This is a genomic window from Epilithonimonas mollis (assembly GCF_900142325.1).
Lineage (GTDB): Bacteria > Bacteroidota > Bacteroidia > Flavobacteriales > Weeksellaceae > Epilithonimonas > Epilithonimonas mollis.
On sequence record NZ_FRAM01000002.1, the window covers coordinates 918,975 to 933,989 of the forward strand.

General features: G+C 38.1%; 11 protein-coding genes. 5 read left to right on the forward strand and 6 right to left on the reverse strand.

From position 1 onward, the window contains the following. Positions 1-28 precede the first annotated feature (28 nt). The 3 genes from BUA97_RS11755 to BUA97_RS11765 all read left to right on the forward strand — a co-directional run bounded on the left by BUA97_RS11755 (position 29) and on the right by BUA97_RS11765 (position 4,104). A complete protein-coding gene (locus BUA97_RS11755) occupies positions 29-1,864 on the forward strand; it encodes a peptidylprolyl isomerase (RefSeq protein WP_072998262.1) in 1,836 nt (611 codons plus the stop codon). A 65-nt stretch (positions 1,865-1,929) separates the two neighbouring features. After that, positions 1,930-3,309, forward strand: coding sequence for a peptidylprolyl isomerase (locus BUA97_RS11760; RefSeq protein ID WP_072998265.1), 1,380 nt, complete (start codon positions 1,930-1,932; stop codon positions 3,307-3,309). 129 nt (positions 3,310-3,438) lie between these two features. Then, positions 3,439-4,104: a TrmH family RNA methyltransferase gene (locus tag BUA97_RS11765; protein ID WP_245795889.1), complete on the forward strand. Its 666-nt coding sequence runs from the start codon at positions 3,439-3,441 to the stop codon at positions 4,102-4,104. A gap of 73 nt (positions 4,105-4,177) precedes the next feature. Here BUA97_RS11765 and BUA97_RS11770 read toward each other — a convergent pair whose 3' ends face one another. After that, the gene (locus tag BUA97_RS11770) at positions 4,178-5,299 is read right to left on the reverse strand and encodes an NAD(P)/FAD-dependent oxidoreductase (RefSeq protein ID WP_072998270.1); all 1,122 of its coding nucleotides are present in this window, start codon (positions 5,297-5,299) and stop codon (positions 4,178-4,180) included. Positions 5,300-5,383: 84 nt separating this feature from the next. Here BUA97_RS11770 and BUA97_RS11775 point away from each other — a divergent pair, with 84 nt between their 5' ends. Beyond that, on the forward strand, positions 5,384-6,040 hold the full coding sequence (locus BUA97_RS11775) for a hypothetical protein (RefSeq protein ID WP_072998272.1): 657 nt from the start codon (positions 5,384-5,386) through the stop codon (positions 6,038-6,040). Positions 6,041-6,043: 3 nt separating this feature from the next. On the opposite strand, the gene BUA97_RS11780 is transcribed toward BUA97_RS11775, so the two are convergent. The 5 genes from BUA97_RS11780 to tsaD all read right to left on the reverse strand — a co-directional run bounded on the left by BUA97_RS11780 (position 6,044) and on the right by tsaD (position 10,256). After that, complete coding sequence (locus BUA97_RS11780) at positions 6,044-6,775, reverse strand: RsmE family RNA methyltransferase (RefSeq protein WP_072998274.1); 732 nt, start codon at positions 6,773-6,775, stop codon at positions 6,044-6,046. A 74-nt stretch (positions 6,776-6,849) separates the two neighbouring features. Next, positions 6,850-7,752, reverse strand: a complete 903-nt coding sequence (locus BUA97_RS11785; protein WP_072998277.1) for a DUF808 domain-containing protein — start codon at positions 7,750-7,752, stop codon at positions 6,850-6,852. A 351-nt stretch (positions 7,753-8,103) separates the two neighbouring features. After that, positions 8,104-8,520 (reverse strand): hypothetical protein, encoded by a 417-nt coding sequence (locus BUA97_RS11790; RefSeq protein ID WP_072998279.1) that lies wholly within the window; start codon positions 8,518-8,520, stop codon positions 8,104-8,106. 33 nt (positions 8,521-8,553) lie between these two features. Then, a complete protein-coding gene (locus BUA97_RS17160; protein ID WP_072998281.1) occupies positions 8,554-9,204 on the reverse strand; it encodes a hypothetical protein in 651 nt (216 codons plus the stop codon). Positions 9,205-9,239: 35 nt separating this feature from the next. Next, complete coding sequence (gene tsaD, locus BUA97_RS11800; protein ID WP_072998284.1) at positions 9,240-10,256, reverse strand: tRNA (adenosine(37)-N6)-threonylcarbamoyltransferase complex transferase subunit TsaD; 1,017 nt, start codon at positions 10,254-10,256, stop codon at positions 9,240-9,242. Between the two features lie 5 nt (positions 10,257-10,261). Between tsaD and BUA97_RS11805 the strand changes: the two genes are divergently transcribed. Then, positions 10,262-14,911, forward strand: a complete 4,650-nt coding sequence (locus BUA97_RS11805) for a translocation/assembly module TamB domain-containing protein (RefSeq protein WP_072998286.1) — start codon at positions 10,262-10,264, stop codon at positions 14,909-14,911. The last annotated feature ends 104 nt before the right edge of the window (positions 14,912-15,015 follow it).

A 15,015-nucleotide genomic window follows, 5' to 3' on the forward strand; every position in this document is an offset into this window, starting at 1 on the left:
ACAGTGTTATAAATTATTATTATACAGAATGAAGAAAATTTTTTTCCCGCTTTTGTTGGCTTTTGCTTCTCAAAATGCTTTTTCTCAATACCTGATTATTGGCAAAGACAGCATCTCCGTAAAAGATTATATCCGTGACAATAAATATGGACTGGAACAAACCGGTCCGGAAAAATCTGTTAATGCTACAGTGGAATTCATGCTGCTGCAACAGCTGGCAAGAGAAAAGAAAGCAGATACGCTCAATTTCTTTGTTAATTCTTTTAACCAGAAGTTGTCCGAAGTCAGAGAGCAAAAATTCTATCCGAAAACTATCATTGACCCGATGATTCAGGATTTTGTCAAGTCCAACAAAACCGAAATTCAGATTTTGCTTTTTATCAAAGAAAAAAAATCGGATGATAAAACCGATTACAAAGCTCTTTATAACGAAGTGAAAGCCGGAAAAATGAAGATGGAGGATTTTCTTGCAAAAAACGGAAGCCCAGAAGCAGGTAAAGCATTTTATGTAAAACCAGGAATGCTGGATTATGAACTGTATCAGCAGGTAAAAAACATACCGGTTAATTCTTATACGCCGTTTATAGATAAACCAAATGTGGTTGCATTCGCAAAAGTTGTCAATACAAGACCAAGCCTCGGCTATATGGTTTTTGGCGTATTGACCATTCCAAAAGATAACAATTATGAAGCTACAAAAGCTAAGATCTATAAAGAATTGGAATCGGGGAAAAAATTCCAGACTGTGGTAAAAGAATTTGGTGCAACTGATGACGAGAAAAACTCAGGTGGTGCTGTGATGGGATCACCGATTTTGCCGGATGAAGTTTACAGTGCGCTGAAGGGTCAGAAAAAGGATTATTATACAAAAGAGCCGATTTTGTTCAATGATAAATATTTTATTTTCAATATTTATAATCTTGAACCTTATGAGCTTACAGATGAGAATAGAAGATTTTTCCAGAAGGAGATGTTGGCAACCAGCTATGGTGAAGAAGCGACATCAAAGTTAGTCAGCTGGCTGAAAACGCAGCAAAAATTCTCGGAAACTAATGACTTTACTGAAATCAAAAGGTCTTATCAGAATTTCCTGAATCCTAAAAATCCGAAAGCAGTATTGTTCTCTTACGGCAAAAATTCTGTAACATACGAAGACCTTAAAAAAGCGATCGAATCTCAATATAAAAATCTGGAGCTGATCCCGACTTCTCAATGGTCAGACCTTCTGAATTATCAGGCAAATCAGTATATCATTGGTGTGTATGCGAAAAATTTCCAGGATCTTCCTGATGTGAAGCCGGAATTGGATGAGCTTAGAAAAAATCTGTACTCTGAATATATCTTTTCCGAATATCTCAAAGATGAAGTGAAAAACAATCCTCAGCTTTATACAGAGTATTACAATGAGAATAAAGCCAAGTTTGTCTGGGAAAAGCGGGCAGAATCCAGAGCGGTTGTAATCTCTGATCCGAAACTGGTTAAAGAAATCGAGAAAGAAGTTAAAGACCCGAAAAAATGGGAAGCTCTTAAGGAAAAATATAAAAATCAGGTCAACGACAAGAATCAGGTCCTGGTTCATTTCGAACAAGGCAAGATTCAGGAAACTGCTGATATCTTCAAAAAGCATAACGTTCCTTTCAAAAAAGGTGTTTTCCTTACTAAAATCGGTGACCGCGATGTGATCGTTGCGATAGATGATCTCTTGCCGGAACAGCAGATGACACTGGAAGAAGCGAAGGATGATATGACCGATGCCGTAACAGAACGGTTATTACAAAAAACAATTGCCAACCAAAGAGCAAAAACGAGAGTGGAAATTCAACCGGCTTTTATGGCGGAACTGAATAAAAACTTTAAGAAATAATTATAATTTAAAATTGAGCAAAATTGGCTGATAATTCTAATTTTGCAGGTTAATATCTAAAAATAATGTCAAAATACACGAAATATCTTTTTCTAGTCTCGGCAATGATTTTTCTTCTGAACGGAAAAGTATCGGCGCAATTACAAAAAGGTCAGTTGATAGATGGAATTGCAGCGGTAATCGGGGACGAGATCATTCTGGAATCTGATATCGAAGATCAGGCCAACTATGCTAAGCAGCAGGGCGCGAATGTCAGTGATAAATGTGATTTTATGGAAAGTATCCTGAATAATAAGTTGCTTATCTATGAAGCCAAAAAAGATACATTGATCGAAAACAGAAGTGCAGCAATCAAGGAAATGGCTGGTAATAAATACAACCAGATCCTGGGGCAGTTTCCTGATGAAAAAGCTATGTTGGCAGCCTATAAGTTCCGAACATCGTATGAGATGAAGACCGCTATCGAGAAGATCGATGCTGATAACTATTACGGCCAGCAAAAGTATGCAAGGATTACCGAAAAATCCGATGTAACACCAAATGAAGTGACCGATTTCTACAATCAGTTCAGATTCCAGCTTCCGAATGTTAAGGATGAAGTGGCTTTATCAAAAATCAGTATCTATCCAAAGATTTCCGAAGATCACAGAAAAGAGATCATAGAAAAGCTCAATAAGATAAAGCAGGATATCAAAAACGGGGACAGCTTCGAGAATCTTGCAAGGATATATTCTGAGGACGAAGGATCTGCGGCTTTGGGAGGTATTTACAAAAATATCAATATGGGACAGATGGTGAAGCCTTTTGAAGCAGCCGCACTCAACCTTCAGGAAGGTGAGATTTCTGATCCTGTAGAATCTGAGTTTGGTTTTCACCTGATTCAGCTGGTAAAAAGAAGCGGAAAAAAGTATGACGCCAGACACATTCTTATAAAAAGCACGCCAAATGCAGAAGAAATTGCATCTGCGAAAAAAGAGCTGGAAAATATCAGAACGATGATTATTGATAAAAAAATCAGCTTTAAAGATGCGGCTTTTAAATATTCTGATGATAAAAGCAATAAGTTCAGTGCCGGGATCATGACCAACAATCAGGATGGGTCTGATAAACTGGAAAAACTGAATCTTGATCCAACCATTTCTTATCAGATCGCAGGTCTCAAAAAGAATGATATCACAGAACCATTCCAGCAGGAAGATCAGCAGAAAAGAAAAATGATCAGCATCATTCAGGTCAATGACGTGATCGATGCCCACCAGCTGGAGCTGTCAACAGACTACGAAAGGGTGAAGGATATGGCACTTAACAAAAAGAAAAATGAAATTGTGGAAAAATGGGTTAATGCCAAGATCCCATCAATTTTTATCTCTATTGACAATAAATATAAAGATTGCAAATTCCACAGCAACTGGCAAAAAAATACAGTGGTTGCTGCGGGTAACTAAAAATAATTTATATAAAAAAAAGAGGCTGTCAAAAGTCTCTTTTTTGTTTTTTTAATTCTCAGAAAGTAATATTTGCGACATTAAAATCTTCTCAATATCGCATATTGTATTAACCAAAATCGAAAAAATTTGAATTTTCAATCCATTTACGAATATCTCACGCAGTTTCTTACCGAAGAACGTTTCCGCAAAATAGAACATTATTCCAAAGAAAGCTCCGATTTTGTATTACCGGTTATGGAAGATATTTACCAGTTCCGGAATGCTGCGGCAATTGTCCGGTCAGTAGAAGCTTGCGGATTTCATAAAGTGATTGCAATGGAAAAAGAGAATTTTTTTGAGCCCAATCTCAAAGTCACAAAAGGCGCAGATACCTGGGTTGAGGTCGAGAAAATGCCGAGAACTATAGAATCTCTGCAAAAAGTCAAAAATCGTGGCTATAAAATCGTAGCGGTTTCTGCTGAGAATAATGCGAAAATGCTGCCGGATTATACAATACAAGAGCCTTTGGCTTTGGTTTTTGGGACAGAGTGGGAGGGAACAACGGATGAATTGCTGGATTTTGCGGATGAAACTTTGGCCATTCCGATGTATGGTTTTACAAAAAGTTTCAATGTGTCAGTCGCTGCTGCAATCTGCATGTATGAACTCAAACAAAAACTTCTGAAATCCGATATCGATTATAAACTGTCTGAAGAAAAATTACTCCAAATGAAAATCCGTTGGGCGAAGAATTCTATTCCAAGTGGTGATAAGATTCTGGAGAAATATTTAAGAGATAATTCTAAAACATAGTTTTTTGGCTTCGCTCAGAAAATGTAGCGTTTATAATATTAGGGAATATCAAACCGGGCCGAGTCAAAGTGTCTTAGTCGATCATCTCACAAACCAACTCTCCAATCTTAGGTGCCAGCGCAACACCCATTCCGGAAAGTCGCACGGCACAGAACTGTCGTTCAGAAATCTGTTTTACAATAGGTGTTTTTTCCATTCCCATGGCCATAATTCCGGACCAGCGCATTGCGATTTTGAAATCCTGGTTGGGCAAAATAACTTCTTTCAGGAATTGTTCCAAATGATTTTGCAGAAAATCTGTCGTTTCAAAATCTGTCGTTTTTTCCGTTTCAAAATCCTGGTTTCTTGCGCCGCCTAAAAGAATTCTGTTTCCCAGATTACGGAAATAATAAAAGCCTTGATCATAATGAAAAGTTCCTCTGAGTTTAAGATTTTCGATAGGTTCTGTCAGAATGATTTGCCCTCTTGCAGGAATGATTTCTTCTGATTTCAAAAATTTTGAACTGAAAGCATTGGTGCAATAGACTATTTTTTCTGATTTAAGAATTAGATTGTCGTTAAATTTAATTTCAATTTCATTATTGTTTTCTGAAACGGATTCGACTTCGGCTCCGAATAAGAATTCAATTTTCAGTTCATGGCATTTTTCTAAAAGCTTAGTTAGTAATTTCCCTGAATGTAAACTTCCTTCGCAAAGGTTCTCAACCAAAAATTCTGATTTTCCCAGTCCAAATTCTTTAATTTTCTCATTTCTGGTTCTGAAAGTATTCTCAGTTTTTGTAATCGGAGCCAATTTTCCATTAACTTCATCTAGTTTTGCTAAAACTGATTCATCATTCAGAATTTCATAACCACCACATAAACTAAAATCAATTTCTTCATTAGTAAAATAATTCTGAATCTTACCCAAACCTTCGAATCTCATTTTGACCAGATCCAAAGTTTTCTCCCAGCTCATTTTTTCAGCATCCGAAATAATCTCTGTCAGGCTTCCGAAGCAGGCAAAACCGGCATTCCGGGTGGAAGCACCTGTTGGAACAGAATTCCGTTCAATAATTAAAACCGATTTTTCTGGATGTTTTTCTTTGATGGAAATTGCAGTCCAAAGCCCTGTAAATCCAGAACCGATGATTGCAATGTCTCGTTTTTTGTAAAAAGTCTCGGTTTCCCAAATGCTTGGATTTTTTGGTTTCATAGCTTTAGAAATTGGTTGGAAATTTTCCTCAAAAAATAACACTTTTTTTGCCTAATATTGCAATCCTTTTTTGAAGCAATATTTATGAAGAAAAAATCTACGATTTTAATTTTATTTCTGATCATCTCAAATTTTATTAAAGCTCAGGAGCCACCAAAAGTCCAGAATCCACCTGTTATAATGGAAGGTCTTGTCGGGAGCCGGGGTTTTTCTTACCAGTTGGTTGCAGATAAAAAATTCCAGAGCGTGCCGAAACTGGGATATTATACAGTTGTCAATTTCCAGACCGATTGGGGCGAGTCCAAAATCGGAGATTATATGCTGCAAGGGCATTTGACCTACTCCGTTCTAAAAGGCTTGAATGCAGAAGCAGGATTTTTCGCCAATCCTGTGGATGGGATCCGGCCTTCCGCTGGATTGATTTATACTTACGTTAATCCTAAAGTTTTTTTACTGGCAAATCCCAGAATTGATATGACAAAAAATCCAAATGCTGAAGTTTTTGCCCTGGCAGAATATAAGCCGAAAGTGAATGAAAAACTAAATCTTTATACCAAGATCCAGGGATTGTACTGCCACAATTTAGGTTCTGATTTCCATTCCAGAAGCTATATCTGGGTAAGAGCGGGACTGACAGTTAAAGAATTCACATTCGGATTGGCTGCCAATGTCGATTTTTATGGATCTGCAAAATATAATGAGAATAACCTTGGTGTTTTTCTTATGGTGAATATGCTCTAAGAATCAGAACATCTTGTCATAATTCCAGGCCGCGACGAAGATTCCCGCAGTTTCTGTCCGCAATCTTTGATTTCCTAATGAAACGGCTTTGATGCCTTTACCTGCTAATAACTGGATTTCTCTGTCAGAAAAGTCGCCTTCCGGACCAATTAGAAAAGTAATTTGGTTGATGGTTGATGGTTGATGGTTGATGGCATTGTCACGCTGAGGTTCTCGAAGCGTATTCAAATTAATTCTTTCCAAATTTTCATTACAATGCGCAACAAATGTATTTTCTGGATCCAGATTTTTCATAAAGTCAGAAAACTTGGTCAAATCATTGACTTTCGGAAAATGAAACCGATGACTTTGCTTCGAGGCAGAAATCGCCTGTTTTCTCAATTTTTCGATACTGATATTCTTGCGTTCCGTTTTTTCTGTCCATATAAAACTGACTTCTGAGATTCCCATTTCCACCGCTTTTTCCAGAAAAAACTCGATGCGGTCGATATTTTTTGTGGGCGCAATAGCGATATGAAGTTTCGGAGAAAAATCAGGTAGGTTTTCTTTGACTTCAGTAACATTTAATGAGACTTTTTTACCTTCAAAAACCAGATTGCCTTTTGCCAGGTTTCCATTGCCGTCGGTGACGAAAATCTCTTCACCTTCACGCATTCGGAGAACTTTCGTGATGTGAAGTTGCTCATCGGAATCGATAATTAAATCAGGGAAAATCTGTCCAAAGAAAAGTTTCATAGAAATTTATTTTAAACCACAAAAGTCACAAAAGAATTTTAAACTTTGTGTCTTTTGTGGTTCGATTTACATTGTTATCTTTTAGTAGGTTTTACTGTAGAAATAATTTTACTAACAATTGTCATCACTAAAACTACTGCCAATCCGAAAACTATTCCCAATGCAAATTGTGGAATCTGCTCAGGCCAACTGTCTGGAACATTGTCCGAAACCCAATGGTGAACCATGTCAATGTTATGATGAAAAATGCCGCCGGAAACCAATATCAAAGCAATCGTTCCCACGACGCCCAAAATTTTAATGACAACCGGTAAAGCCTTAACCAATAACTGTCCAAGACCTGAAAAAAAACCTTTGTTGCCGGACTTTCTCATCAGGAAAAAACCGGCGTCATCCATTCTTACAATTAATGCCACAATACCATAAACGCCTACTGTCGCTATAATGGCAACCAATGATACGACAATAATCTGCGTCAGAAGCGGATGTTCTTTTTCGATGACGGTTCCCAATGCGATGATGACAATTTCCAGAGAAAGAATAAAATCGGTCTTGATGGCCGAGCTTATTTTCGATTTTTCAGAATTGACCTCTTCCTCTTCCAAAGTACTCTCTGCGATCACTTCTCCGCTGGTTTTTTTCCTGTGAAAAAGATATTCGATGATTTTCTCCACACCTTCATAAGCCAGATAAAAGCCACCGAGAACCAGAAGCACTTTGATAGCGACAGGAAAGAAAAAATTGAGTAAAAATACTACGGGAAGGATGATGAGCTTATTGACAAACGAACCTTTGGTAATGGCCCACAGAACAGGGATCTCCCGTGAAGAAAGAAATCCTGTCGCCTTTTCGGCATTCACGGCAAGGTCGTCACCGAGGATTCCGGCTGTTTTTTTGGTTGCGAGTTTGCTGGTGACTGCGATGTCGTCCATCAGCGCCCCGATATCGTCTAAGATTGCAAAGAATCCTGAAGCCATAACTTTTTATTTTGTACAAAAATAAGTTTTAAACTTTATAAAATCAATGGTTAAAAATTTGGGAATTGAAAAGCTTCACAAAGTTCTGAAATGAAAACAGGCCTCCCTGGAGTTTTGCTATGAAAAATATTGTAAGTTGTTGATTGATAGTGAATTTACTTCATTGTAATGCTTCAACGGCCCATCGTAATGCTTCATCGGCTCATTGTAATGCTTCACCGCCTCATCGTAACAGATCACTGGCTCATCGTAATACTTCTTCGGTACATTGAAATAAATCAAGGACTCTATGTAGTGCTGCAACGCAGTTTTGTAATGATTCAAGGATTTATTGTAAGCTGATTGGAGAAATTATCTGATGTTTTGAAACGCAATTTCATTCTCGCTGATGAACGCAACGCCGGTTTTCATTGTCGTGTAAATATCCGTGTCACATTCTCGCAAAGAGCACATATAGATTTCTTCCACCCAGGTGTTGTTGATGAAGATCAGATTGAGATATTCCTGTTTTCTAAGGTTGTTTTTGATGGAAAGATAATCGCCTTCTTTCGGTTCATAAGCAAAACTGAATACATTTTCAGCATTGATTTTTTCAAGAATTTCCTCTTTGACATCCTGAAGATAACCTTTATCAGAACTGATTAGGCCAAAATCTTCTGACTCTACCGAAGCTTCAGTTTTGCCTGTAATGGTTTCTAAAATCCAATAATATTTAGATTTTTTTTTGGCTTGTTTTTCGAGTATTTTTTCTTCGAGGAGTATTTTCATAGGATTTATTTGGCTTGTACGAGCGTTTGGATATTATATGCTGGGATTTTTAAAAATATTAATTGGATGAAGAGTACTTCCAAAATTTATTATTGTCTGGATTTCATCTTCATTAAGTTCATTAATTTGAAGCCCAACTAAATTAATAGGTTTGTTGTTTTCAATTTTTCTAACAGACTCTATATTTTTGATTTCAACTTTTTTATTAATTCCAGCAAATCCTAAATCAATAAAACTATCATTGATTGATAATTCGCCTTCAACTATTTCTCCTTTTAGGAATAATCCACGATTTGTAATTTTTGTAGAAAAATGTAATCTGAATTTCCCAATAACTTGATAATGCCAATTATGTCCACAAAATCTACACTGTTTTGCTAAAGGTGTTCTTGCTAATTTCCCACACTCAGGACAATTATTTAAAAATACTTTGTCGGGATTTTGTTCTAAAATTCTTTTTGCTGCTTGGATTTGAAAGTTATCATAACCATTAAGCAAAAGTTGTAGTATCTCTTGGTCTTCAGTAATCCAGCCGTGTTTCAAATAGATGTTTCTTATTTGAGGTTTATCAAAATCATCTCCTCGGATTATACAGGAATTTGTATGTTTTATTGCAATTTGTTCTTCTCTATTAAGGAGATGTGAAAAATAATTAATAATATATTCTGCTTTTTCAATATCCATAACTGCAATTTTAGATTGATGAAAATAAACTGAATCTACAAATCATACTTCGCAGTAGCCGTCGTCCTGATATCCGTAAACTCACCGCGCTCATATTTCAGTTTTGCTACCATGGCGATCATCGCAGCATTATCTGTGGTATATTCGAATTTTGGAATGAAGATGTTCCAACCCAATTTTTCACGGTTTTCTTCCATTGCTTTTCTAAGACCGGAATTGGCAGAAACACCACCGGCAATCGCAACATCTTTTACATTAAGTTCTACCGAAGCTTTTTCTAATTTATCCATCAGGATTTCGATGATTGATTTCTGAACAGAAGCACAAAGGTCATTCAGATTGTCCTTAATAAAATCCGGATTTTTTCTCACTTCTTTCTGAATAAAATATAAAACCGACGTTTTGATCCCGCTGAAAGAATAATCATAACCTTCCATTCTCGGCTTGTTGAATTTGAATGCATCCGGATTTGCTTCTTTTGCTAATCTATCCACAATTGGTCCGGCAGGATAATCGAGGTCAAATATCTTCCCGATTTTGTCAAAAGCTTCGCCTGCTGCATCGTCAATGGTTCTTCCGATAATTTCCATTTCGAAATAATCTTTCACCAAAACGATCATCGTGTGACCACCGGAAACCGTCAGACATAAAAACGGAAAAGTGGGTGGTGTGGGATTGGCATCATCTATAAAATGCGCAAGGATATGAGCCTGTAAATGGTTGACTTCTATCAGCGGAACGTCCAGACTCATTGCCAGAGATTTCGCAAAAGAGGTTCCCACCAGGAGCGAGCCCAAAAGTCCGGGGCCTCTTGTAAAGCCAATCGCGCAAATCTCATTTTGTTGTATATTTGCTTTTGAGAAGGCTTTTTCCACGACAGGGATGATGTTTTGCTGATGTGCTCTGGAAGCCAGCTCTGGGACAACACCACCATATTCATTGTGAATTTCCTGATTAGCAGCCACATTGGAAAGGATTTTGCTACCGCTGATAATGGCAGCAGAAGTGTCGTCACAAGAAGATTCTATACCTAAAATAATTGATGCACTCATAATAGATGGCAAAGTTAGAAAATAAAAATACAAATAACGAAGAACCTCATATTGACGAGCCTGTCAGCAAGAAAAAACAGCCGCTTTTTCTGAGGGTTCTCAGCACTGTTTCTTATATTGTTTTAGGGCTGTTGCTGTTGGTATTTGTTGTCATCAATCTGCCGGTTACAAAACGTTATATCGCCAATCAGGCCATTGATATGCTGAATAATGACTTCAAAATGGGGATGAGAATAGAGGATATCGATGTCAATTTCTTTGGCGATGTCACTATCAAAGGGCTGACGCTGAAGGATTATAAAAACTATGATTTTGTGAAAGCGAAGGAATTACGGGTAGCTTCCGACTGGTTTGCACTGGCCTTCAACACACGGGATATCAAATTCAATCAGGCAACGATCATTGACCCGGTGATTCGGGTCATTACTTATCGAGGAGACAGCATCAGTAACTTTGTTAGGTATGTAGATAATTTTGATGACGGAAAACCCAGAGATCCGAAGAAAAAGCCTTTCAAGATGGGGATGAAGATCGATATGATCAACGGGATTGCCAGCATCGTGAATGAAAATAGTCCGGGCGAAGCCGGACGATGGCTGGATGCAAGAAACATCAATCTGAATGTCACATCCTTAAAAGTGGAAGGTCCTGATGTTTTTGCGGATATCAGAAACTTCAGTTTCATTACAAAAAGAAATGGAAAAGAACATGCCGTAGATACTTTTTCTACCAATTTTGAACTGACGAAGAAACATTTGAAGTTGGGGAATCTGACTTTTAATACAGATCATTCCCTGTTGCAGGGAGAAGCCATTCTTAACCTAGATCCTAAAACAAAATTTTCTGATTTTGGCAATAAAGTAAGTTGGGATTTGAAGATGATTCCGGGAAGTCAGATCAGTGGTTATGATCTTAGTTATTTTGTGACCAATTGGGACAATTATACACCGATCAATGTCTCCGGAACCATGACGGGACCACTGAATGGTTTTGTTCTGGATAATTTTGTGATCCGCTCGCAGGATATCAATCTCAACACCAAAAAAATGAAGATATCTGATGTTCTGAACGGAAAATTCTTCATAGAAAGTAAAGATGTATCCACTGATTTTACTTATAAAGGGCTCAAGGCATCACTGCCAAAATTCATTTCATCCAAACTCGGTAATTTTGCCGATGATTTTGGAAGGCTGAAATATAACGGTTCCGTAAAAGTCAACCCAAAGCAGGTTTTTGCCAACGGTAATTTGATCACAGGCATCGGGCAGGCTAAAATGAAAGATTTCAACCTGGTGGATTACAGTACAAAACGTCCCCGATATAAGGGTTATGTTGAAGTCAGTGATCTCAATGTAACGGCCCTAACGAAAAATAAACAAGTGGGTTTGATATCCGGAAAATTCAATGTTCAGGGAGAAGGTTTTGATGTGAATACGATGTATGTCAAAACTTCTTCTGATGTCGCCCATATAGATCTGATGGGCAAAAGCCTTAATAATATATCGATAGACGGTGTTCTGAACAAAAGAAGGTTCACAGGTGATCTTAAGGCTGATGATGCTCATGCAAAAGGAAGTTTTAAAGGAATTGTAGATTTCAGCACCAAAAGATTATTATCCGATTTTGTGGCGGATATCAAATATCTGGATCTTCGGTATTTCGGCGTTTCAGCCGGCGATACCAATTCAGTGAGCGGATTGATCGACGGAAAGATCTCGATGACCAATCTCAATGATCTCAACCTGGATACAAGTATTAAAAATCTGGTTCTGAATTCTCCGGCTCAAAAGCTTCATATCCCGGATTCCAAAATCAAAGCGTATTTTGAAAACGGAAACAGAATCGTTTCTGTAGATGCACCAGGTGCTGTTGTTGGAAAACTCTCCGGGAAATTTGATCTGGAAAATATCGGGTTGATGTTCGAGAACAGTCTCAACAAAATTCTTGTAGGCAATCCTCCGAAAAAAACGTTTAACGGACAGAATTTCGATTTCGATTTTGATGTTAAGCAAGGTTTGGTTTCGTTTTTCATGCCGGATCTTGAATTGCCCGATGGTGCCAAAGTCTCCGGAAACTATATTGGAGCAACCAATGACCTGATCCTGAATGCAGATGCAGCAAAGATCAAGTACATGATGACCAGCAAACGGGAATTGAGCGAAGCGGAAAAGTTCCTGGCAGAAACGGATGCGGCTTTTCAGCCTGATCTGAATAAAGTTAAAGACAGTGCTATGGTGGACAGTCTCCAGCTGCGAGTGAATACCGCTGATCTTAACCAGCAGTTATCTGCAACAATCAAAAGAGGACAATATGGAAACCAGGTTTTACAGGATGTAAAGCTGGCAGCGAATAATGAAAACGGACAACTTCTGAGAATAGGAACCAACTTCAAGCTTGGCAGTCCGGACGATGAGGCAGCAAAACAGATGAAAGAATATAAGGTCAACATTAACCAGTCGACCAATTCTGCCGGCGATTATGTTTTCCGGTTCGAGCCTACGACAATCAAGTTCAATGATGTCGCCTGGAGTGTGGACACAAGTCCTGAGTTGAACCATTCCATTACTTACAGGAGAAATGAAAAAGATATTATTGTAGAAAATCTTAAGATTTTTTCGGATCAAAGTGAATTGCTTGTGAAAAGTGCTGATTTCAAATCAGGAAAACAATTCACGGCAGATGCAGAAGTGAAAAATCTTGATATTTCGAAATTGCTGGCTTTCGGAAAAGACAATAATGAACTGGACATAAAAGGTATAGCAAATGGCACAGTTCAGATCAAAAAATCAGGAAATAACCTGGAGCCGCTTGTGGACCTTGATGTTGAGAATATCTTCATGAACGGGAAAGAAATGGGTAATATCGAAACCAGAATAACTAAAAGTGAAAAACCCAATGTCTTCGATGTCAGCATTCAGGCGTTGTCATCAGATCTTTTAGGTCACAATACTCTGGATGTTAGCGGAACAATCGATAATAATCCGTCTTCGCCGGTCATGGATCTTAATGCAAAGATGAACGAATTTGATCTTGGGTTTGCACAGCAATTTGTTAAAGAAATTTTCGGGAATTTCCGTGGTAAGGCAACGGGTGATCTCAAGATCTCCGGACCGACTAATGATATAGATTACAGTGGCGATATAGCTTTGAAAGGTTTTGGATTAAAGCTGATGTTCACGGGAGTTGATTATTCATTTGACGATACGGTAATCAATCTTTCCAGAGGTCTGGCGATATTAAACAATATCGGAATCCGTGACGGAAGAGAAAACTCCAGGGGAAGCGTTTCCGGATCCATTCAGTTTGAAACCCTTTCTTCGTTGGGTATCAACCTTATCATGAGAGCTGATAATCTTTTGGTACTCAATTCTGATCAGGATGACAATGATCTTTTTTGGGGAAGGGTAACAGCACAAGGCGATTTGTATGTTGACGGACCGGTTTCCGGGTTGTCGATAAGTACACCCAATGACGGACTCCGAATTCTTAATAACAGTACATTTACCTTCAATAGTGCATCGACCGCCAATGTTGAAGAGTTCAAGATTCTGAGATTTCTGAAGCGTGATAACGAGGGTGTAATTTCTGTGGAAAAAAAGAAAAAATCCGGAGCTAATATGCTTATTGATTTTGATGTGACGATTGATAAAGGATCTTTGGTTAATGTCCTGGTTGGTGAGGATGTGGGGAGTATCGCTGTACGCGGAGATGCCAGACATCTGAAATTCAAAATGGAAAGAAGCGGAAATATCCTTATGAACGGAACTTATACTGTTGATAACGGTACATTTGTTTCCAAAGCAGTACTTAACAGGACGTTCCAGATAGCGAGAGGAAGTAATATCCAATGGAGCGGAAGTCCGATGACACCGGATCTGGATATTACTGCCAATTACACCAGAACAGTAACGAACGGCGGTGATTATCTGCAAATGTCTCTTTCGCAGCCCATCAATGTAGTACTGACAACCAAAATAACCAATACCCTAGCAAAGCCGGAAATCACTTTTGGTGTCAGTGCACCGGATGCGCCGTCCCAGGTCAGGGAAACACTGGCTTCTAAAATGAGCACCGAAGACGAAAAAACGATACAGTTTGGGTCGGTTCTGGTTCTTAACAGCTTCAACGTTCCGAATTCGGGCGGACTGGATTTTGCCAATATTTCAAAATCAATTCAAAATACGGGTTATAATATGGCCTTCAAGCAGCTGGGCTCAGTTATTAATACGATTAGCAGTGCTTTCCAGATCAATCTGGATTACATCAGCGGTGATCCCAATTCCAACACTTCTGACAGAGCCAATACCAATGTAAGCCTGGCTTTGTCGCCAAGAGTTAACTTTAAAACTGGTCTGGGAGTTCCTATTTCCAGAAGCGACAACAATGCAAACTATCTTTCTGTGGAAGGAATTGTGGAGTATGACTGGAGCAAGAATAATAATGGCAGCAGATTACTGAGAGCGTATTCGAAACCTTCCAATGTAGGCATTACCACGACAGCGGGTGCTAATCAAAGCTATGGAGTAGGAGTGGTTTACAGTAAAAGTTTTAATTCTTTCCGAGGGTTGTTTAAAAAGAAAGAAATTATAAAATCTGATAGTGTTGCAGAAAAGCTTAATAAAATAGATTCTGTAAAAAACAAGCCTAATAAATGATAATTATCATGGTGAAATTGTAGTTTTGTTAAAAGGTGTTAATCTTTTAATAATTGTTTTTATTTAAATAATTTTTTTTAAATTTGCAAAAAAAATACATATAT

Bases quoted from the DNA above. Each gene is read 5' to 3' on its own strand.
- BUA97_RS11755 (WP_072998262.1), top strand. From the start codon at position 29: ATGAAGAAAATTTTTTTCCCGCTTTTGTTGGCTTTTGCTTCTCAAAAT.
- BUA97_RS11760 (WP_072998265.1), top strand. From the start codon at position 1,930: ATGTCAAAATACACGAAATATCTTTTTCTAGTCTCGGCAATGATTTTT.
- BUA97_RS11770 (WP_072998270.1), bottom strand. From the start codon at position 5,299: ATGAAACCAAAAAATCCAAGCATTTGGGAAACCGAGACTTTTTACAAA.
- BUA97_RS11775 (WP_072998272.1), top strand. From the start codon at position 5,384: ATGAAGAAAAAATCTACGATTTTAATTTTATTTCTGATCATCTCAAAT.
- BUA97_RS11780 (WP_072998274.1), bottom strand. From the start codon at position 6,775: ATGAAACTTTTCTTTGGACAGATTTTCCCTGATTTAATTATCGATTCC.
- BUA97_RS11785 (WP_072998277.1), bottom strand. From the start codon at position 7,752: ATGGCTTCAGGATTCTTTGCAATCTTAGACGATATCGGGGCGCTGATG.
- BUA97_RS11790 (WP_072998279.1), bottom strand. From the start codon at position 8,520: ATGAAAATACTCCTCGAAGAAAAAATACTCGAAAAACAAGCCAAAAAA.
- BUA97_RS17160 (WP_072998281.1), bottom strand. From the start codon at position 9,204: ATGGATATTGAAAAAGCAGAATATATTATTAATTATTTTTCACATCTC.
- tsaD (WP_072998284.1), bottom strand. From the start codon at position 10,256: ATGAGTGCATCAATTATTTTAGGTATAGAATCTTCTTGTGACGACACT.
- BUA97_RS11805 (WP_072998286.1), top strand. From the start codon at position 10,262: ATGGCAAAGTTAGAAAATAAAAATACAAATAACGAAGAACCTCATATT.